Genomic DNA, 19921 nt, shown 5'->3' with positions numbered 1-19921 from the left:
AGTCACTGAAATGGCTTATGGTTCGACAGGCTCACCAACCGCCATTTCAGTTTTCTACAATGACTACATGATCTCGCTCTTTTCTATTTAACATAATTTTTTCATTTTTCCCTTGAAATCTAATTTTTTTCCCTTATTTACTATTCCGTGAACGAAAAATGTTCAACGGATTTAAGGAGAAACAGAATATGAATATTGAAAAATTTACCACCAAATTTCAACAAGCCTTAGCAGAAGCGCAGTCTTTGGCATTAGGAAAAGATAACCAATTTATTGAACCGGCTCACGTTTTGACCGCACTTTTAAACCAACAAGACGGTTCTGTTGCGCCGATTTTAACGGCAAGCGGTATGAATGTGGCGTTATTGCGTAATGAATTAAATACGGAATTAAGCAAGTTACCGCAAGTGTCGGGCAATGGTGGCGATGTGCAGATTTCGCGCCAGTTGCTTAACCTTTTAAATTTGTGCGACAAAATCGCGCAACGTCAACATGACAAATTTATTTCGAGCGAATTATTTTTATTAGCTGCTTTGGAAGAAAAAGGCGCGTTAGCACAAATTTTAACGAAGTGCGGTGCGAATAAAGCGCGTTTAGAACAAGCGATTCAACAGGTGCGTGGAGGACAAACCGTGGACGATCAAAATGCAGAAGAAAGCCGTCAGGCGTTAGAAAAATATACCATTGATTTAACGGCGCGTGCGGAAAGCGGCAAATTAGATCCTGTGATTGGGCGTGATGAAGAAATTCGCCGTGCCATTCAAGTGTTACAACGCCGTACCAAAAATAACCCGGTGTTAATTGGTGAACCCGGGGTAGGTAAAACGGCTATTGTGGAAGGCTTAGCCCAACGTATTGTGAACGGCGAAGTGCCTGAAGGGTTAAAAGGCAAACGCGTTTTATCCCTTGATATGGGCGCGTTAATCGCAGGGGCGAAATACCGCGGTGAATTTGAAGAGCGTTTAAAAGCGGTGTTGAAAGAATTGGCGCAAGAAGAAGGCAAAGTGATTTTATTTATCGATGAAATTCATACCATGGTAGGCGCAGGCAAAACCGATGGCGCGATGGATGCCGGTAATCTTCTCAAACCAAGCCTTGCGCGCGGTGAATTGCATTGCGTAGGCGCAACAACCTTAGACGAATATCGTCAATATATTGAGAAAGACGCCGCGTTGGAACGCCGTTTCCAAAAAGTGTTTGTGGGCGAACCAAGCGTGGAAGACACCATTGCGATTTTGCGCGGTTTGCAAGAACGTTATGAGTTGCATCACCATGTGGAAATTACCGACCCGGCTATTGTGGCGGCGGCAACCCTTTCTCATCGTTATATCAGCGACCGTCAGTTACCGGACAAAGCCATTGATTTAATTGATGAAGCCGCGTCAAGTATTCGTATGGAAATCGACAGCAAACCATTGCCGTTAGATCGTTTGGAACGCCGTATTATTCAGTTGAAACTGGAACAACAAGCGTTGAAAAAAGAAGAAGACGAAGCGAGCCATAAACGTTTAGACATTCTTGAAGCAGAGCTAGCGGAAAAAGAACGGGAATATGCGGAGCTTGAAGAAGTGTGGAAAAGCGAAAAAGCCGCCCTTTCAGGTTCGCAACATATTAAAGAAGAATTGGAAAAAGCGCGGACACAAATGGAACAAGCGCGCCGTGCGGGCGATTTAAGCAAAATGTCCGAATTGCAATATGGCACCATTCCAGCCCTTGAAAAACAATTGGCAGAAGCGGATCACGCGGAAGGCAAAGAGATGAAACTCTTGCGTTATCGTGTGACAGATGAAGAAATTGCGGAAGTGCTTTCTCGTGCTACCGGTATTCCTGTCTCTCGTATGATGGAAGGGGAAAAAGAGAAATTGTTGCGTATGGAACAAGAGTTGCATAAACGCGTTGTAGGGCAAACGGAAGCAGTAGAAGCGGTAGCGAACGCCATTCGCCGTAGTCGAGCTGGGTTGTCTGATCCTAATCGCCCGATTGGCTCGTTCTTGTTCTTAGGCCCGACCGGCGTGGGCAAAACCGAGCTTTGCAAAACCTTGGCGAACTTTATGTTTGACGATGAAAGCGCCATGGTGCGCATTGATATGTCTGAATTTATGGAAAAACACAGCGTCTCTCGTTTAGTGGGCGCGCCTCCGGGTTATGTGGGCTATGAAGAAGGTGGTTACTTAACGGAAGCAGTGCGCCGCCGTCCATATAGCGTGATTTTGTTGGATGAAGTGGAAAAAGCGCATCATGATGTGTTTAATATCCTGCTTCAAGTATTAGACGATGGTCGCTTGACGGATGGACAAGGCAGAACCGTGGATTTCCGTAATACGGTGGTGATTATGACCTCGAACTTAGGGTCTGATTTAATTCAAGGCAATCAAGAATTGGATTATGCCGGAATGAAAGAAGTGGTGATGTCGGTGGTCAGCCAACATTTCCGCCCTGAGTTTATCAACCGTATTGATGAAACCGTGGTGTTCCATCCGCTTGCAAAAGAAAACATTAAAGCCATTGCGCAAATTCAGTTAGAACGTTTAACCAAACGTCTTGCTGAACATGGTTATCAAGTAAGCTTTACGGAAGCCGCTTTGGACTTCATCAGCGAAGTGGGTTACGACCCGATTTATGGTGCGCGTCCATTGAAACGGGCTATCCAGCAAGAAATCGAAAATCCGCTTTCACGGGAGATTTTGTCGGGCAAATTATTACCCGGAAAACCGGTGACCGTTGATTTTGAAAATGATCAAATTGTCGCGAAACAATAGATTTATCGCGTAAAATTCTGTTAAAATCCTGACCGCACTTATGATCCCATAAGTGCGGTTATTTTTATTCGTGGTTCGCAATCCATCCCACGCAAAAAAACTAGGAAGATTATGAAAATACTAAATCCCAACAACAACCGAAAAGTGGTTGTTATTCATTCAGGTGGACAAGATTCCACAACCTGTTTATTGCTCGCCATTCAAGAATATGGCGTTGAAAATGTTCACGCGATGACCTTTCAATACGGTCAACGTCATCATATTGAATTAGAAAAAGCCAAATGGATTTGCCAAGATTTAGGGGTAAAACACCATATTTTGGATATGTCTGCTATGCAGGTGTTTGCGCCTAATGCGATGATGAACGAAACGGAAATCAAAACAGGGGACAATGGCGTGCCTAATACCTTAGTGGACGGACGCAATGCCTTGTTTTTACTTTATGCTGCCATCTATGCCAAAAGCCAAGGGATGACGGATATTATGACCGGCGTGTGCGAAACGGATTTCAGCGGTTATCCTGATTGCCGTGATGTGTTTATTAAATCCATGAACGTCACCTTAAATCTTGCCATGGATTATAACTTCAATATTCGCACGCCATTGATGTATTTAACCAAAGCGCAAACCTGGCAATTAGCAGATAAATTAGGCGCGTTAGATTATGTTCGTGAACATACGCATACTTGCTATATGGGCGTAGAAGGCGGCTGTGGCGAATGTCCAAGTTGTATTTTGCGCGAAAAAGGGTTGGCAGAATATTTAGAACAAAAAAGTGCGGTGAAAAATGTTTAAGGTTTCAAAAGAATTTAGCTTTGATATGGCGCATATTTTGGATGGTCACGATGGGAAATGCCAAAACTTGCACGGACATACTTACAAACTTCAAGTAGAAGTGAGTGGTGATTTAGTGGCAGATGGCGCAAAAAAAGGGATGGTAGTGGATTTTACGGATGTCAAACGCATCGTCAAAGCCGCCATTCTAGATCCCATGGATCACGCGTTTATCTACGACACCACCAGCGAACGCGAATGTAAAATCGCGGCATTGTTGAATGAACTCAACTCAAAAACCTTTGGTATTCCCGTACGTACTACAGCGGAAGAAATGGCGCGTTTTATGTTTAACCGCTTAAAAGATCAATTACCGATTTCGGCGATTCGTTTGTGGGAAACGCCAACATCATTTTGTGAGTACCGCGAATGAGTTCGTTAATTCAAGAACCGAGCTTCCCCATTGTAGAAATTTTTGAAAGCCTACAAGGGGAAGGCGCCAACACAGGCATGCCAAGCATTTTTGTGCGTTTCGGCAAATGCAATTTGGCTTGCCCTTGGTGCGACACCCCTTACAACGAATTTCAGTCTTGGACCCTAAGCCAAATTCTGGCAAAAGTGCGGTCATTTTCCGCCAAGAATGTGATCATCACCGGCGGTGAACCCACCCTTCATCCCAAAATCGTATTGTTGTTGGAAATTCTCAAACAAGACGGCTATTTTCTTGCCATTGAAACCAATGGACTGAAAGACGTTCCGCCACAAATTGATTATATCGCCACCAGCCCCAAAGCCATGTACGCCAACAAATACCAACGCCGTTGTATCTCAAAAGCCAACGAAGTGCGTATCGTGATGGATGCCCAAGCCAAAGAATTTTGTGAATTTATTGAACAAAAAATCCAAGCGGATTATTATTTCCTCAGTCCTTGCGAAATTGACGGCAAAATGAATTTACACGAAACCATCGCTTTGCTTGGACAACTTAATAGTCGTATCCATAAGCCTAAGTGGTTACTTAGCATTCAAACCCATAAGTTGATTGGTATTGAATAGACTATTCAACAGGCTTGCCAAGGGTTAGTTCAGCTTGTATTCGGGCTAACTAATATCTCTCGTTTATAACAAGGACATGTCATTATGAACAATCCACTCACAATGAAAGAGCTGACATTCCGCGGAATGTTTCTCGGTGCGTTGATTACGGTAGTTTTTACCGCATCAAACGTTTACTTAGGGCTGAAAGTGGGGTTAACCTTCGCTTCATCCATTCCTGCCGCTGTGATTTCGATGGCAGTACTGAAATTCTTCAGTGGCTCCAATATTCTTGAAAATAATATGGTGCAAACCCAAGCATCATCCGCCGGTACGCAATCTTCTGTGATTTTCGTGTTACCTGCCATGTTAATGATGGGCTATTGGCAAGGTTTCCCATTCTGGCAAACGTTGCTCGTTTGTATGGCGGGCGGTATTTTAGGGGTCATTTTCACCGTGCCATTACGTCACGTGATGGTCGTCAAAAGCGATTTACCTTACCCTGAAGGGGTCGCTGCCGCTGAAATTCTCAAAGCCGGACATGACGACAGTCAAAACGGCGAGAGCGGCATTAAAGAAATTGCGGCAGGCGGTGTGCTAGCGGCTATTGTCAGCTTTTTAACCAACGGTTTACGCGTTATCGCTGACGGTGCAAGCCTTTGGTTCAAAGGCGGCAACGCCATTTTCCAAGTGCCGATGGGCTTTTCCTTTGCCTTATTGGGTGCCGGCTACTTAATTGGTTTAGTGGGCGGTATCGCCATTTTAATTGGCATTACCTTAGCTTGGGGCGTTGCCGTACCTTACTTTACCGCCGCCTCCCCAATGCCTGCTGACGCAGATATGATTGGTTACGCCATGAGTATTTGGAAAACCAAAGTGCGTTTTATTGGCGTAGGAACTATCGGTATCGCCGCAATTTGGACACTCATCACCTTATTAAAGCCGATGTTCGAAGGAATGTCACAATCCTTGCGTCAACTTAACGAGAAAAACACCGAAAAATCTCACCGCACTTCTCAAGATTTATCGCCAAAAGCCTTAGGTTTAATTCTATTAGGCAGTATCGTGCTCATCGTCTTAGCCTTATACGAATTCCTTCAACCTATCACGCTCGCACCGGAAGCGGCTATGCTATTAATTGCTGTTTGTACCTTACTTGCTGTCGTTATCGGTTTCTTAGTCGCCGCCGCTTGCGGTTATATGGCAGGTCTGGTGGGATCATCTTCTAGCCCAATTTCAGGCATCGGCATTATTTCAGTCGTGGTCACATCATTGGTCTTAATGGGTATTGGTCACAGTTTTGGTTTAATGGAAACCGCCGAAGGACAAAAATTCTTAACCGCGTTAACTATTTTTACCTGTTCGATTGTGATTACCACCGCTGCCATTTCCAATGACAACTTACAAGATTTAAAAACCGGTCAATTAGTGGAAGCCACCCCTTGGCGTCAACAAGTGGCGTTAATTATTGGTTGTATCGTGGGTGCCTTTGTCATTTCGCCGGTGCTTGAACTATTATTTAACGCCTACGGCTTTACAGGTGCTATGCCACGTGAAGGCATGGATGCGTCACAAGCACTCTCTGCGCCACAAGCGACCTTAATGATGACCATTTCTAACGGTATTTTCTCAAGCAATTTAGAATGGTCTTACATTTTCACCGGAATTGCCCTAGGCGCGATATTGATTGTCATTGATCTTATTTTGAAAAAATCCAGCAACGGCAAATACGCCTTACCGGTTTTAGCTGTAGGTATGGGGATTTATCTTCCACCGGTCGTCAACGCACCATTATTTGTCGGCGCATTATTAGCTTGGTTCATCAACCGCCATATCGAAAATTACGCCCGTCAATCAGGCAAAGACGCTGAAGCCATGAAGAAAAAAGCCGACCGCTACGGCACACTTTTCGCCGCAGGTTTAATTGTGGGCGAAAGCCTAATCGGCGTATTACTCGCCTTTATTATCGCCGGCTCTGTCACATCAGGCGGCTCAGACGCCCCACTCGCTCTCGAACTCGACAACTGGGGCGACAAAGCCGAAATCCTAGGCTTAATTGTGTTTGTGGTAGGTATGCTGATTTACACCAAACGCGTGTTGAAGGCAAAGGGGTGATTTAATATCCCAGCATGGCAAAGCCATACTGGGTTACGCATAAATCAGCCCCTTTGGGGCTGAGAATGAGTTGTAGGATGGGCTTTAGCCCATCATTAGAGCAATGACACCCCCTATACGAGCCGTATAGGGTTACATAATCTGAGCCGCTCTGCTGCTCTTCCTTTCAGCCCCAGCGGGGCTGGGTTTAACGAACCTAGCACGGCTCGTGCTAGGTTATTTTCAGAGATGAGCGTTTGTCATCAATCATAACCCCTGCAACTTACCCCACCAACGCCACAACTTCTCTCACCAAGCGTCCAATTTCCTCCCAGTTCTTCGCCTTAATCAAAGCTTTATCCACAAACCAAGAGCCACCGCAAGCTACGACATTGGGAATGGCTAAATAGTCTTTGATATTCGCAGGGGAAATGCCGCCTGTTGGCATAATTTGTAAGTTGCTGTAAGGACCCAGTAAAGCTTTAATCATTTTCACGCCGCCACTGGCTTCCGCAGGGAAAAATTTCACGGCATGAATCCCGAGTTCCAATGCAGCCTCTATCGCCATGGGGTTGTTTACCCCCGGGGTAATAGGCAGCTCAAGTTCTTGGCATAGTTTCACAATATTTGGGTTAAATCCCGGGGTGACAATACAATCCGCGCCCGCATTTTTAGCTGCGACCACTTGCGCCGGGGTTAATACAGTCCCTGCCGCAATCAACACATCAGGAAAATGTTGGCGGGCTAAACAGATAGCTTCTTCCCCTGCCGCCGAGCGAAAAGTAATTTCCGCCACAGGCAAACCGTTGTCGGATAAGGTTTTCACAAGGGGTAAAATATCTTGAGCATCATCTACCGCAATAACGGGGACGACTTTCAGTTGACGAAGTTTTTCGATAATTTGTTCTGTGCTATAAGCCATAATTTATCCTTTCGTTTTCATCTTTTATTAAATAACGCACGTAAATGCGCGGTGGCGGATTTTTCGATAATCGCGCCTTTGTGTTGAATCACAATACCCGCCAATTGATTGCCTTGTTGACAGCAAATCTCCAGCGGTTTGTTTTGCAAGTAGCCCGCTAAAAAACCGGCGTTAAAGGAATCCCCTGCGGAAGTGGTATCGACTACATGGGTTACAGGGACCGTTGGGACAAAATGTTGTGTTCCCTTTTCACAAATCGTGGCCCCAAGGCTACCTTGTTTCACAATCATCTTCGGAATATGGAATGCCGATAAACGCGCTATCGTTGCTTGCTCATCCACATCGCCCCAAAGCAGGCTTTCATCATCAAAGGTGACTAAAGCAACATCCACCAACGGCAACAAGGCTTGATAACATTGCTGAGCCGTTTCAATGCTCTCCCAAAGTTTTGGACGGAAATTACTGTCAAAGGCAATTTCTCCCCCTGATTTTTTCCACTCACGTAATTGCTCAAGCAACAAAGTGCGGTCAGTTTCAGGCAAGATTGCCAGACTAATACCACTTAAATAAATCATATCGACATTTTTCAATGCCGACAGAACCTTAGGGTAATCAGCATGTTGCAACAAATAACGCGCCGCCGATTGATTACGCCAATAAAGAAATGTCCGCTCACCTTGTTTATCAAGTTGAATGAGATACAACCCTGCTGAACGCTCCGCATCACGCAAAACCCAATCTGTATTAATCCCATCCGCTTGCCAATGCGCAATCATCCCTTCACTCAGCTTATCCATCCCTAACGCAGAGACATAACTGACTTCAATATCATCAGGCGAACTCACCCGAGCCACATAGGTTGCCGTATTGAGCGTATCGCCACCATAGGTTTGACGCATATTCCCAAATGGCTCACCATTGAGCTCGATCATACATTCACCGATTAGGGCGAGTTTTTTCATCATCCCACCTTACTTAAAATAGCCTTTTGCATTGTTATAGCAGATATTTTTAATCATATTGCCGAGTAGGTTTAGATCATTTGGTGCTTCACCATTTACCACCCATTTCCCAACCATCTCACACAAAATTCGGCGGAAATATTCATGGCGTGTATAAGACAAGAAGCTACGAGAATCCGTCAGCATCCCTACAAATTGGCTTAGTAAACCAAGTTGAGAGAGTTGCTGTAATTGGCGTTCCATACCGTCTTTTTGATCATTGAACCACCAACCTGAACCAAATTGAATTTTGCCTGCGACACCACCTGTCTGGAAATTGCCGATCATTGTGGCGATCATTTCGTTATCACGTGGGTTTAGACAATATAAAATCGTTTTGGGAAGTTCATCGTTTTGATCCATAGCATCTAACAAACGAGAGAGCGGTTCTGCAAAAGTGCGGTCAGCAATCGAATCAAATCCTGAATCAGCGCCTAACAATTTAAACATTCGTGTATTATTGTTACGCAATGCGCCAATATGCATTTGCATTACCCAGTTACGTTTAACATATTCTTGCGCAAACCATACGAAAAGTGCGGTGGAATATTGTGCAATTTGTAACTCAGTTAATGGTTGATTATTGCGGCGTAATTGTAAAATTTGATCCAATTCTTTCTCATCAGGAATTTTGGCAAAACGTACAATTTCCATACCATGATCAGCGGATTTGCAACCGTGGGCATCAAAATGTTCTAAACGTTTGAAAAGGGCTTTTTTCAACGAGTCAAAACTATTAATTTCCGTATCAGCAACCTGCTCAAGTTGTTGGATATAATCATTAAATTGGTCTAATTCAATTTTGACGACTTTATCCGGACGCCAACTTGGCGCTACTTCAATATCAAAACTCTCATCAGCCGCAATAATTTTGTGATATTCCAAGCTATCAATAGGATCATCCGTTGTACCTGAAAATTTCACATTCATTTGCTGCATAATACCGCGAGCTGAAAATTCTGGTTGTTGCAACATTTCGTTACATTCATACCAAATTTTATCCGCACTTTGCGCATTGAATAGCTGATTGGTAATACCAAATGGACGGCGTAATTCTAGGTGCGTCCAATGATAAATTGGGTTACCAATACAAAGCGGAACAGTTTTAGCCCAAGCCTGATATTTTTCATAGTTTGTTGCATTACCAGTAATTAATCGTTCATCTATCCCGGCAGAACGCATTGCACGCCATTTGTAATGATCGCCCGCCAACCAAATTTCAGCTAAATCACTAAATTGATGATTCTCCGCAATATCTTTCGGCGGAAGATGGCAGTGGTAATCAAAAATAGGCTGATCTTTGGCATAATCATGATAGAGTGTGCGTGCAATATCATTTGATAGCAAAAAATCTTCGCACATGAATTGTTTCATTTATTGCTCCTTACACACCACTATAAGCAGAGAACCCACCATCAATCGGAAGCACGACGCCATTAATAAAACTTGCATATTCTTCATCCATTAGGAATAGAATACCCCCCAATAATTCGCTGGCTTCGCCAAAGCGTCCCATTGGGGTATTGGTTAAGATTTTGTGCGCACGCGGCGTAGGGTTGCCTTCAGCATCAAATAATAACGCACGGTTTTGGTTACTGACCAAGAAACCCGGTGCGATAGCATTACAACGAATACCAACATGAGAAAAATGTACGGCAAGCCATTGAGTAAAGTTGCTTATTGCTGCTTTTGCACCTGAATAAGCAGGGATTTTGGTTAATGGGGTGTACGCGTTCATACTTGAAATATTAATGATGTTCGCCCCTTTTTTGCCCACCATATCTTTGGCAAAAACTTGTGTTGGCAATAAAGTTCCTAGGTAATTTAAGTTGAACACAAATTCAATCCCTGATTTTTCTAAATCAAAGAAGGACTTGGTTGCGGGGGGTAAATCAAATTCATGAAATTCATTGTCTGTGGTTGCTTTCGGGTTATTACCCCCTGCACCGTTAATTAAAATATCGCAAGTGCCAAAATCTGCAGCAATGGCTTCTCGTGTTTCTTTGATACTTTCTAGTTCCAGCACATTAGTTTTATATGCTTTTGCAATATAACCTTCAGTCGTAATTTCATCGGCAAATTTTTGTGCGGCTTCAAGGTTAATATCCAGTAGCGCCACTTTCGCGCCTGTTTTAGCAATTTCTTTTGCAAAGTAGGCGCAAAGTACACCGCCCGCTCCGGTTATCACAACGACTTTGTCTTTGAAATTGTGTTTTTTTGTTAATGTCATTTTTATTTCTCCAACAATATGAGAAGTAAAGGACATTGCACATTATGTCCTTTACATAGATTAATTATCGTGCAGCATCGATTTTTTTCACAAGATCGCCAATGACTGGATCTGCTAATGCTTTATCATGCATTGGTTTTACGGCATCAACGAATGGTTGTTTGTCAACTTTTACGAATTCAACGCCCATCGTTTCTTTAGCCTTTTTCACTTCTTCTTCCGTTGCTTTAGCCCAAAGATCTTTATGTGTCATCATTGAATGATCTGCAGCCGCTTTTACAATTTTTTGTTGTTCAGGTGTTAGTTTCGCCCAAGATTTTTCGCTGATAAGTAATACATCAGGAATAATGGTATGTTCATCTTCGCTATAGAATTTAGCGACTTCACCATGACGCATTAATGTCAATGCGGTTGGATTGTTCTCCGCTGCATCTACAACACCTTGCTGAAGTGCGGTGTAAAGTTCACCAAATGCTAACGGTGTTGCTGAAGCTCCCATTAATTTCATCATTTCTAATGCACTTGGACTTGGTTGAACACGAACTTTCAAGCCTTTTAAGTCTGCCGGTGTTTTAATTGGTTTTTGAGCGTAAAAACTACGAGAGCCAGCATCGTAATAAGTTAACCCAATGAATCCTTTACCTTCTGTTGACGCTAAAATCTTGCCACCAATTTCAGGATCTCGTAGTACTTTGTAGTAATGTTCACTATCTTTAAATAAGTACGGCACATTGAAAGCTCCGTAAAGCGGTTGAAATGCTTCTAGCTCGCTTGCATTTGATTTTGCCATATCTAAAGAACCAGACTGAATTAACTCCATTGATTCTCGTTGGTTTCCTAATTGGCTATTTGGATAAATACGAATAACAACTTCACCATTCGTTTCTTTTTTCACTTCATCTGCCATATTTTGCATTGAAATATGAACAGGGTGAGTTTTGTCATTGTTATGACTGAGTTTTAACGTTGTTTTTGCTGCAACAGAAAAAGACATTGATGCAGCTAAGATGCCACTAATTGCTAGTGTAATTGCTTTTTTCTTGGTAAGCATAAATACGTTCTCCATAGTAGTGAAATTTAATTGAATAATTGATGAACAATTTCATCAGTCGTCAAGATATTAGACCAAAATAAAAAGTGGTTCTATTTCTTTTGTTTAAATTTGTGATAAAGATCACAAAATAAACAAAAACTTTTGAAATTGATAGTTTTTTGTATAAAAAAGCGTATATTTGGTTTACCAATTAAGAATATTCTGATATTGACGATTAATAAAGTAAGTTCATTAAAGGAGATAATAATGAATAAACTCATAACATTATTAGAGCGAGTACTAGCAGCTTTCTGTGTTGTTCTTTGTGTCGGTCTCGTCATTTCTGTAGTATGGCAAGTTTTTTCTCGCTACGTTCTTAACGCACCAAGCGCATTTACAGATGAAACTGCACGTTTTCTATTTATCTGGGTCGGACTTGTTGGTGCAGCCTATGGTTTAGGTAAAAAGAAACACCTAGCAATTGATCTACTTCTAATGAAGTTGGAAACCGCTCCTAAAAAACAAGCATTACTTCAGCTAGTTATTAATATTATTAGCATTTTCTTTATTGTAGTAATAATGTGCTATGGTGGAACAAGATTGGTTTTGGACACTATTGCCGCAGGTCAAATATCGCCTGTATTAGGTATTCAAATGGGATTGGTCTATTTAGCTCTTCCTGTGAGCGGTTTCTTTATGCTGATTTTCTTAGCCAGAGACGTCATCACTGACATTCGTCAACTTTCAACTCAAAATTAAGGAGCTTCTCTATGGAATGGACAACAATTATTACATTAGCAGGTAGCTTTTTTCTTTTACTTGCAATTGGTGTACCAATTTCTTTTGCGATTGGAGTATCTTCTTTGTTAACTATTATGTTAGCAATTCCATTTGATGCTGCAATTGCTGTCATCTCACAAAAAATGGCATCGGGTTTAGACAGTTTTTCATTACTGGCAATTCCATTCTTTATTTTAGCTGGCAATATCATGAATCGTGGCGGTATTGCATTACGATTAATTGAATTTGCAAAAGTATTAGGCGGTCGCTTACCGGGTTCACTTGCACACGTTAACGTACTAGCAAATATGATGTTTGGCTCAATTTCAGGTTCTGCCGTGGCAGCTGCAGCCGCTGTAGGTGGCACAATGGCACCACTTCAAAAGAAAGAAGGTTATGATCCCGCATTTTCTGCCGCAGTTAATATTACATCATCCCCTACAGGCTTATTAATTCCACCAAGTAACACATTTATCGTTTATTCATTAATTTCAGGTGGTACATCAATTGGTGCATTATTCCTTGCTGGTTATATCCCTGGAATTTTAATGGGCTTAGGAATTATGCTGATCGCTTATTTTATTGCGAAGAAAAACAAATACCCTGTTTCACCAAAACCAACGCTTAAAGAAGTCACAACGAAAACGCTTGACGCATTACCTAGCTTGGGTTTAGTAGTCGTGATTATAGGCGGTATTATTGGCGGTATTTTTACAGCAACAGAAGCTTCTGCTATTGCCGTGGTATATACACTCATCCTTTCCGTATGTATTTATCGTGAAATCAGCCTTAAAGAATTACCTTCTGTCATTTTAGATGCAATGATAACAACTTCTATCGTTTTGTTACTAATTGGTGCATCAATGGGGATGTCTTGGGCAATGGCAAATGCTGATATTCCTTATACTATCAGCGATGCGTTGCTTGGTGTGTCTGATAACCCAATTGTTATCCTACTGATTATTAATGTCATTTTATTAATTGTAGGTACATTTATGGATATGACACCTGCATTGTTAATATTCACCCCCATTTTATTACCTATCGTGACTGAATTGGGGATGGATCCTGTGCATTTCGGTATTTTAATGGCATTTAACCTATCAATTGGTATTTGCACGCCACCTGTTGGTTCAACATTATTTGTCGGTTGCTCAGTAGCAGGAGTCAAAATTGATAAGGTAATCAAACCATTATTACCATTCTATGCCGTATTGATTGTGACATTATTTATTGTGACATTTGTGCCAGAGTTAAGTTTGTGGTTACCAAAAACACTACTTGGTTACTAATTAGAGGACTGGATTAAATGAAAACCTTAAAACAAGCAAGATTTTTAAAACAAGAAGGCAATCGCGTAGATATTCAGTGCGAACGTGATTATGTGATGCATATTTATGTCTTAGAACAAGATATTATTCGAGTTGCCTTTACTCAAAAAAATACCTTTAAATTAGACCGCACTTGGGCAATTACACCCAATCAAGATGATGTTCCTTTTGAAGGTCGTCCGCGTATTTCAACAGAAGGATTTTCATTACCTGCTTATCAACTTAAATTAGATAACGAAAGTATTGAAATAGCAACAGAACAACTGAAAGTACGCGTTCATCAACCTCTCGCGCTTGAATGGGAATATAATAAAAATGGTCAATGGTTACCACTAATTCAAGAACGTAAAACCGGGGCTTATCAGTTCGGAATAAGTAACAATAAAATTGCTCATTTTATTACTCGCACTCTTGATGAAAACTGTTATGGTTTAGGGGAAAAAGCAGGAGATCTAAATCGAAAAGGTCGCCGTTTTGAAATGCGTAATTTGGATGCAATGGGATATAATGCTGAAAAGACAGATCCACTTTATAAGCATATTCCATTCTATATTACTCGAAAAAATGATGTGAGTTATGGCATTTATTACGATAATTTAGCTCAATGTTGGTTTGATTTGGGCAATGAACTAGATAATTATCATATTGCTTATAAGAGCTACCGCGCAGAAGATGGTGATATGGACTACTATGTTATTCTAGGACCAAGTACATTAGAAGTTACCAAAAAATACACCGCACTTACAGGTGGTACAATCTTTGGTCCACGTTGGGGATTAGGATACAGTGGCTCTACAATGAGTTATACGGATGCGGATGATGCTCAAGAACAGCTCAAAAAATTTGTGGATTTATGTCAGCAACATGATATTCCATGTGATTCATTCCAATTATCTTCGGGTTATACTTCAATTAAAAATAAACGTTATGTATTCAATTGGAATTACGACAAAATTCCTGAACCCTTGAAAATGACGGAGTATTTTCACAAGGCTGGTATGAATCTTGCTGCAAATATTAAACCATGTATGTTGCAAGATCATCCACGCTATAAAGAAGTTCAGGACTTAGGTTTATTTATCAAAGATAGTGAAACTGGTTTACCAGAGCGTTCGGTATTTTGGGATGATGAAGGCTCTCATTTAGATTTTACCAACCCAGCAACGGTAAAATGGTGGAAAGATAATGTTAAAGAGCAATTATTGGAACGTGGTATTTGTTCTACATGGAATGATAACAATGAATATGAAATTTGGGATGAACAAGCCAAATGCGTAGGCTTTGGGAAAGCTATTCCAATAAATTTAATTCGAGCATTACATCCACTCTTAATGATGCGTTCATCTTACGAAGCACAAAAAGAATTTGCGCCTAATGAACGTCCGTATCTCATTTCTCGTTCAGGTTGTGCGGGAATGAATCGTTATGTACAAACTTGGTCTGGTGATAATCGTACTAACTGGAATACTTTACGCTATAACATTCGTATGGGCTTGGGTATGAGTTTATCAGGTTTGTACAATGTAGGGCATGATGTAGGTGGTTTCTCAGGCGATAAACCTGAACCTGAATTATTTGTACGTTGGGTTCAAAATGGTATTTTTCATCCACGTTTTACTATCCATTCTTGGAATGACGATAAAACCGTTAACGAACCTTGGATGTATCCTGAAGTGACGAATATCATTCGTGATACGATCAAACTTCGTTATAAATTGATGCCTTATATTTACAATATTTTTTGGCAATCACATAAAGATCTTGAGCCAATGTTACGCCCTACATTTTTAGATCATGAGAATGACCTAAATACTTATGTCGAAACAGATGATTATTTATTTGGTCAAGATTTGCTTGTTGCTTCCGTTGTTGAAAAAGGTCAGCGAGAACGTCAAGTTTATCTGCCACAAAATAACTTAGGATGGTATGATTTTTATGCTCAAACGTTCTATGCTGGAGGTCAAACAATTAATGTCGGCGCACCGTTAGAACGTATTCCACTATTTGTTAAGGCTGGATCAGTCATTCCTATGTCTGAACGCATGGCGTATACAAAACCTGAAGCAGATACAACAAGAGAATTTGCTATTTATCCACTAATACAAGATGGTGAAGTAAAAGTATCCATTTTCGATGATGATGGATTAACCTACCAATATCAACAGGGAGAGTATTTACAATTAGATATTACATTACGTAGTACTCAAGATTCAGTTTATATGGATATTCAAAAACAGGGTAACTGGATACCTGCTTACAAAGCAATTAAATTTACCTTACCTGCCAATGAAACAAGAAAATTTGTGGTGAATGGTAAAATATTTAAGTGCGGAGATTTATTCAACTTAACGGATATATAAAAAGAGAGTCCAATATGGTCAATTCAGGCGATTTACGTTCATATAAAAAAATTGGTTCAATTTTAAAAGAAGAACTCAGTAAAGGAACTTACTCGATTGGTGATCGACTGCCACCTGAACGAGATCTTGCTGAAAAAATGAATGTAAGCCGTACTGTCGTACGTGAAGCTATTATTATGCTTGAGTTGGAAAATCTTGTTGAAGTCCGTAAGGGATCGGGTGTTTATGTTATTAATTTACCTGGCAACAATACTCAAGTAAATGATAAATTGGTTTATGAAGATGTAGGCCCCTTTGAATTATTACAAGCTCGTCAGCTTTTTGAAAGCAGCATTGCAGAATTCGCAGCAATTCAAGCAACACGTAATGATATTTTATATTTAAAAGAAATATTAAACCGTGAAAAAGCTGCTCTTGAACAAGGTGATAAAGATTATCACGAAGATGAAGAATTTCATCAAGCAATTGCCGAAATCACTCAAAATGAGGTATTGGTTCAAATGCAACGTGATTTATGGAAATATCGTAATAACCCCATGTGGAAAGGTCTACATTCGCATATTGGTAATCAAGAATATCGGCATAATTGGTTGAAAGATCACGAACAAATTTTAATGAGTATTCAACGAAAAGATCCAGCATTAGCTAAAAAAGCAATGTGGCAACATTTGGAAAATGTAAAACAAAAGTTATTTGAATTATCAGATATTGAAGATCCTAATTTTGATGGCTTTTTATTTAACGTTAATCCGGTTGCTGTTGGGTTATAACACAATATATTTAATAAGGAGATATTACTATGGAACAAACATGGCGTTGGTATGGACCGAATGATCCTGTCTCGTTAGCGGATATTCGTCAGGCGGGGGCGACAGGTATTGTTAATGCGCTTCATCATATTCCGAATGGGCAAATTTGGAGTATTGAAGAAATTAATAAACGTAAAGCGATTATTGAAGCAGCGGGTTTGACTTGGTCTGTGGTTGAGAGTGTGCCTGTTCATGAAGAAATTAAGACTCAAACGGGGAACTATAAAACTTGGATCGAGAACTATAAACAAACCTTACGGAACCTTGCGCAATGTGGTATTGATACGGTTTGTTATAATTTTATGCCGGTTTTAGATTGGACGCGTACCGATTTGGCGTACGAATTGCCTGATGGTTCAAAAGCATTACGTTTCGACCAAATTGCATTTGCGGCATTTGAGTTGTATATTTTGAAACGCCCTGGTGCAGAAGCTATTTATACTGCTGATGAACAAGCGCAAGCTAAAGCGTATTATGAAAATATGTCTGAAGCCGATATTAAGCAATTAACCAATAATATTATTGCGGGTTTACCTGGTGCTGAAGAGGGGTATACGTTAGAAGAATTCCAAGGGCAACTTGATCGTTATAAAGATATTACCCCTGAAAAATTCCGTACACACTTGGCTTATTTTTTAAATGAAATTATTCCTGTAGCGCAAGAAGTCGGGATTAAGATGGCGGTTCATCCTGATGATCCACCGCGTCCAATTTTAGGCTTGCCGCGGATTGTTTCAACTATTGAAGATATGCAATGGTATGTGGATGCTTGCAATTTACCTGCGAATGGTTTTACGATGTGTACGGGTTCTTATGGTGTTCGAGCGGACAATGATTTGGTGAAAATGACGGAAAAATTTGGTGATCGTATTTACTTCGCCCATTTACGTTCAACTTGTCGCGAAGATAATCCATTAACATTCCATGAAGCCGCGCATTTAGAAGGTGATGTGGATATGTTTAATGTAGTGAAAGCCTTATTAACCGAAGAATATCGCCGTAAAGCGAATGGTGATACACGTTTAATTCCAATGCGTCCGGATCATGGGCATCAAATGCTTGATGACTTGAAGAAAAAAACAAATCCAGGGTATTCTGCTATTGGTCGTTTGAAAGGATTGGCGGAATTTCGCGGTTTAGAAATGGGTCTTAAAAAAGTCTTTTTTGAGAAATAATGTTGATAAGATAAATGTTAAGAAAACGCTTATCATCTTGACCGCACAAAAGTGCGGTCAATTTTTTAGCAGATCAGGAGAGAAGAATGAGACAAAAATATTTTGGGGAAGGGATTCTCTTTTTAGTGTCAATTATGGCAGCTTCAGGTTGGTTTTTTTCCAAATTTGCTATGGCTGAGTTTCCTCCTATTGGGTTTATGGGAGCAAGATTTGCACTTGGTTTCTGCATTTTTCTGCCATTTGCCTATTCTCAATTAAAGCAACTTTCAAACACGCAAATCATACAGGCCTGTTTGGTTGGGATTTGTTATGCTGTTTATATTAGTTTATGGACATTAGGGTTAATTCATAGCCAACATTTAGGGGAGGGGGCGTTTTTAGTCAGTTTATCGATGTTGATTGCGCCGTTGGTGTCTTGGCTGTTTTTTAAAGATAAGCCGCAAAAAATTTTTTGGATTTCATTGCCTATCGCACTTCTTGGGTTAACCTTACTGGCATTTGGGCGTGGGCAACTTTATTTTTCGTTGGGTAGCTTAATCTTTTTATTTTCGTCTATTACTGCTGCCATTTATTTTGTTTTGAATAATCATTTTGCACAAAATATTCCGGTGCTGTCATTAACAACCTTGCAAGTTGGCGTTGTTGGAATTTGTTGTTCGTTTTATTCTTACTTTTTTGAAAGTTATCCGCCAAGCTTTAGTCCGTCTATATGGTGGTGGTTTTTAGCCAGTTTATTGATTGCAACAAATGGGCGAATGTTGTTACAAACCTTGGGGCAGAAACATTGTCAAGTGAGCACGGCGGCGTTGATTATGGTGTTGGAGCCTGTGTGGACGTGTCTTCTCAGTATTCTTATTTTTAACGAAACTATGAGCTGGATAAAAGGAATGGGCTGTTTTTGTATTTTAATGGCATTGTTGATTTATCGGTTACCGCGGTTGAGAAGTTCAAAATAGTGAGATGTGATATTTAGGGTATGTTTGTCGTTTGGTTAGAAAATGGATTTATAAGATGATTGTAACTCTTTGAAGTTTAGGGCTTTTTATGGCAGGGGCGGAGAGGCTCGAACTCCCAACACCCGGTTTTGGAGACCGGTGCTCTACCAATTGAACTACGCCCCTATTGGTATGAATTGGCGGAATGGACGGGACTCGAACCCGCGACCCCCTGCGTGACAGGCAGGTATTCTAACCAGCTGAACTACCACTCCGCAAAATGTGGTAATTGGCAGTGACCTACTCTCACATGGGGAATCCCCACACTACCATCGGCGTTACAGCATTTCACTTCTGAGTTCGGCATGGGATCAGGTGGAGCTACTGCACTATTGCTGCCAAAAAAATTTATTTCTTAAACTTACTCTTTGAATAAGTTTAAGAAATAAAAGACCTGGCGGTGACCTACTCTCACATGGGAAAGTCCCACACTACCATCGGCGTTACGGCGTTTCACTTCTGAGTTCGGCATGGGGTCAGGTGGGACCACCGCACTATCGCCGCCAAGATTATTCTTTTGATGACTTTATCTTAACCTTAATTTATCTATTCTCGTCATTCTTTAAAATCAAAAACAAGCTGTGACTGATTTATCTCTTCTTTATTTTTTCGTCTAGTTCTTT

16 protein-coding genes, 2 tRNA genes, 2 rRNA genes and 1 riboswitch are annotated in these 19921 nt (G+C 40.9%); of the genes, 11 read left to right on the top strand and 9 right to left on the bottom strand.

All coding sequences use genetic code 11. The annotated features are described in order from the left end of the window. Positions 1–188 precede the first annotated feature (188 nt). The 5 genes from clpB (at position 189) to E7T07_RS09145 (ending at position 6683) form a co-directional block, all read left to right on the top strand. Positions 189–2759: an ATP-dependent chaperone ClpB gene (clpB, locus tag E7T07_RS09165; RefSeq protein ID WP_135710848.1), complete on the top strand. Its 2571-nt coding sequence runs from the start codon at positions 189–191 to the stop codon at positions 2757–2759. Between the two features lie 64 nt (positions 2760–2823). Continuing rightward, positions 2824–2869, top strand: a riboswitch (PreQ1 riboswitch). A 1-nt stretch (position 2870) separates the two neighbouring features. Further along, positions 2871–3554 (top strand): 7-cyano-7-deazaguanine synthase QueC, encoded by a 684-nt coding sequence (queC, locus tag E7T07_RS09160; RefSeq protein ID WP_135710847.1) that lies wholly within the window; start codon positions 2871–2873, stop codon positions 3552–3554. Then, a complete protein-coding gene (gene queD / locus E7T07_RS09155) occupies positions 3547–3966 on the top strand; it encodes a 6-carboxytetrahydropterin synthase QueD (RefSeq protein WP_135710846.1) in 420 nt (139 codons plus the stop codon). The genes queC and queD overlap by 8 nt, the downstream gene beginning before the upstream one ends. Further along, on the top strand, positions 3963–4589 hold the full coding sequence (locus E7T07_RS09150) for a 7-carboxy-7-deazaguanine synthase QueE (protein ID WP_135710845.1): 627 nt from the start codon (positions 3963–3965) through the stop codon (positions 4587–4589). The genes queD and E7T07_RS09150 overlap by 4 nt, the downstream gene beginning before the upstream one ends. A gap of 84 nt (positions 4590–4673) precedes the next feature. Further along, complete coding sequence (locus E7T07_RS09145; RefSeq protein ID WP_135710844.1) at positions 4674–6683, top strand: OPT family oligopeptide transporter; 2010 nt, start codon at positions 4674–4676, stop codon at positions 6681–6683. Between the two features lie 262 nt (positions 6684–6945). Here E7T07_RS09145 and E7T07_RS09140 read toward each other — a convergent pair whose 3' ends face one another. The 5 genes from E7T07_RS09140 to E7T07_RS09120 all read right to left on the bottom strand — a co-directional run bounded on the left by E7T07_RS09140 (position 6946) and on the right by E7T07_RS09120 (position 11866). Then, entirely contained in the window at positions 6946–7584 is a 639-nt protein-coding gene (locus E7T07_RS09140; protein ID WP_135710843.1) for a bifunctional 4-hydroxy-2-oxoglutarate aldolase/2-dehydro-3-deoxy-phosphogluconate aldolase, read from the bottom strand. A 17-nt stretch (positions 7585–7601) separates the two neighbouring features. After that, the gene (locus E7T07_RS09135; RefSeq protein WP_135710842.1) at positions 7602–8546 is read right to left on the bottom strand and encodes a sugar kinase; all 945 of its coding nucleotides are present in this window, start codon (positions 8544–8546) and stop codon (positions 7602–7604) included. A 9-nt stretch (positions 8547–8555) separates the two neighbouring features. Next, the gene (gene uxaC, locus E7T07_RS09130) at positions 8556–9959 is read right to left on the bottom strand and encodes a glucuronate isomerase (protein WP_135710841.1); all 1404 of its coding nucleotides are present in this window, start codon (positions 9957–9959) and stop codon (positions 8556–8558) included. Between the two features lie 10 nt (positions 9960–9969). Next, positions 9970–10815 carry an SDR family oxidoreductase gene (locus E7T07_RS09125; RefSeq protein ID WP_135710840.1) on the bottom strand — a complete coding sequence of 282 codons (846 nt, stop codon included), beginning with the start codon at positions 10813–10815 and terminating at the stop codon, positions 9970–9972. 64 nt (positions 10816–10879) lie between these two features. Next, positions 10880–11866: a TRAP transporter substrate-binding protein gene (locus E7T07_RS09120; RefSeq protein ID WP_135710839.1), complete on the bottom strand. Its 987-nt coding sequence runs from the start codon at positions 11864–11866 to the stop codon at positions 10880–10882. Positions 11867–12115: 249 nt separating this feature from the next. Here E7T07_RS09120 and E7T07_RS09115 point away from each other — a divergent pair, with 249 nt between their 5' ends. The 6 genes from E7T07_RS09115 (at position 12116) to E7T07_RS09090 (ending at position 19259) form a co-directional block, all read left to right on the top strand. Then, positions 12116–12607 carry a TRAP transporter small permease gene (locus tag E7T07_RS09115; RefSeq protein ID WP_135710838.1) on the top strand — a complete coding sequence of 164 codons (492 nt, stop codon included), beginning with the start codon at positions 12116–12118 and terminating at the stop codon, positions 12605–12607. Positions 12608–12618: 11 nt separating this feature from the next. Further along, the gene (locus E7T07_RS09110; protein ID WP_135710837.1) at positions 12619–13920 is read left to right on the top strand and encodes a TRAP transporter large permease; all 1302 of its coding nucleotides are present in this window, start codon (positions 12619–12621) and stop codon (positions 13918–13920) included. A 17-nt stretch (positions 13921–13937) separates the two neighbouring features. Then, a complete protein-coding gene (locus E7T07_RS09105; protein ID WP_135710836.1) occupies positions 13938–16319 on the top strand; it encodes a glycoside hydrolase family 31 protein in 2382 nt (793 codons plus the stop codon). Positions 16320–16333: 14 nt separating this feature from the next. Next, on the top strand, positions 16334–17089 hold the full coding sequence (locus E7T07_RS09100; RefSeq protein ID WP_135710835.1) for an FCD domain-containing protein: 756 nt from the start codon (positions 16334–16336) through the stop codon (positions 17087–17089). A 29-nt stretch (positions 17090–17118) separates the two neighbouring features. Beyond that, positions 17119–18303: a mannonate dehydratase gene (gene uxuA, locus E7T07_RS09095; protein WP_135710834.1), complete on the top strand. Its 1185-nt coding sequence runs from the start codon at positions 17119–17121 to the stop codon at positions 18301–18303. Between the two features lie 86 nt (positions 18304–18389). Beyond that, complete coding sequence (locus E7T07_RS09090; RefSeq protein WP_135710833.1) at positions 18390–19259, top strand: DMT family transporter; 870 nt, start codon at positions 18390–18392, stop codon at positions 19257–19259. Positions 19260–19348: 89 nt separating this feature from the next. Here the strand turns inward: E7T07_RS09090 and E7T07_RS09085 are convergent. From E7T07_RS09085 to rrf (E7T07_RS09070), 4 genes are all read right to left on the bottom strand, one after another. Then, positions 19349–19424 (bottom strand) — tRNA-Trp (locus E7T07_RS09085). 12 nt (positions 19425–19436) lie between these two features. After that, positions 19437–19513, bottom strand: a tRNA-Asp gene (locus E7T07_RS09080). Positions 19514–19525: 12 nt separating this feature from the next. Beyond that, positions 19526–19641, bottom strand: a 5S ribosomal RNA gene (gene rrf, locus E7T07_RS09075). A gap of 49 nt (positions 19642–19690) precedes the next feature. Continuing rightward, positions 19691–19806: ribosomal RNA gene (gene rrf / locus E7T07_RS09070) — 5S ribosomal RNA — on the bottom strand. Between the last annotated feature and the right edge of the window lie 115 nt (positions 19807–19921).

This window comes from Actinobacillus porcinus (assembly GCF_901764995.1).
GTDB lineage: Bacteria > Pseudomonadota > Gammaproteobacteria > Enterobacterales > Pasteurellaceae > Exercitatus > Exercitatus porcinus.
Note: the sequence above shows the minus strand (reverse complement) of the source record. Positions and strands in the feature narration are given on the sequence as shown.

What these genes read in the sequence shown, in the direction of transcription:
- clpB (WP_135710848.1), top strand. Translation starts at nt 189, where the DNA reads ATGAATATTGAAAAATTTACCACCAAATTTCAACAAGCCTTAGCAGAA.
- queC (WP_135710847.1), top strand. Translation starts at nt 2,871, where the DNA reads ATGAAAATACTAAATCCCAACAACAACCGAAAAGTGGTTGTTATTCAT.
- queD (WP_135710846.1), top strand. Translation starts at nt 3,547, where the DNA reads ATGTTTAAGGTTTCAAAAGAATTTAGCTTTGATATGGCGCATATTTTG.
- E7T07_RS09150 (WP_135710845.1), top strand. Translation starts at nt 3,963, where the DNA reads ATGAGTTCGTTAATTCAAGAACCGAGCTTCCCCATTGTAGAAATTTTT.
- E7T07_RS09145 (WP_135710844.1), top strand. Translation starts at nt 4,674, where the DNA reads ATGAACAATCCACTCACAATGAAAGAGCTGACATTCCGCGGAATGTTT.
- E7T07_RS09140 (WP_135710843.1), bottom strand. Translation starts at nt 7,584, where the DNA reads ATGGCTTATAGCACAGAACAAATTATCGAAAAACTTCGTCAACTGAAA.
- E7T07_RS09135 (WP_135710842.1), bottom strand. Translation starts at nt 8,546, where the DNA reads ATGAAAAAACTCGCCCTAATCGGTGAATGTATGATCGAGCTCAATGGT.
- uxaC (WP_135710841.1), bottom strand. Translation starts at nt 9,959, where the DNA reads ATGAAACAATTCATGTGCGAAGATTTTTTGCTATCAAATGATATTGCA.
- E7T07_RS09125 (WP_135710840.1), bottom strand. Translation starts at nt 10,815, where the DNA reads ATGACATTAACAAAAAAACACAATTTCAAAGACAAAGTCGTTGTGATA.
- E7T07_RS09120 (WP_135710839.1), bottom strand. Translation starts at nt 11,866, where the DNA reads ATGCTTACCAAGAAAAAAGCAATTACACTAGCAATTAGTGGCATCTTA.
- E7T07_RS09115 (WP_135710838.1), top strand. Translation starts at nt 12,116, where the DNA reads ATGAATAAACTCATAACATTATTAGAGCGAGTACTAGCAGCTTTCTGT.
- E7T07_RS09110 (WP_135710837.1), top strand. Translation starts at nt 12,619, where the DNA reads ATGGAATGGACAACAATTATTACATTAGCAGGTAGCTTTTTTCTTTTA.
- E7T07_RS09105 (WP_135710836.1), top strand. Translation starts at nt 13,938, where the DNA reads ATGAAAACCTTAAAACAAGCAAGATTTTTAAAACAAGAAGGCAATCGC.
- E7T07_RS09100 (WP_135710835.1), top strand. Translation starts at nt 16,334, where the DNA reads ATGGTCAATTCAGGCGATTTACGTTCATATAAAAAAATTGGTTCAATT.
- uxuA (WP_135710834.1), top strand. Translation starts at nt 17,119, where the DNA reads ATGGAACAAACATGGCGTTGGTATGGACCGAATGATCCTGTCTCGTTA.
- E7T07_RS09090 (WP_135710833.1), top strand. Translation starts at nt 18,390, where the DNA reads ATGAGACAAAAATATTTTGGGGAAGGGATTCTCTTTTTAGTGTCAATT.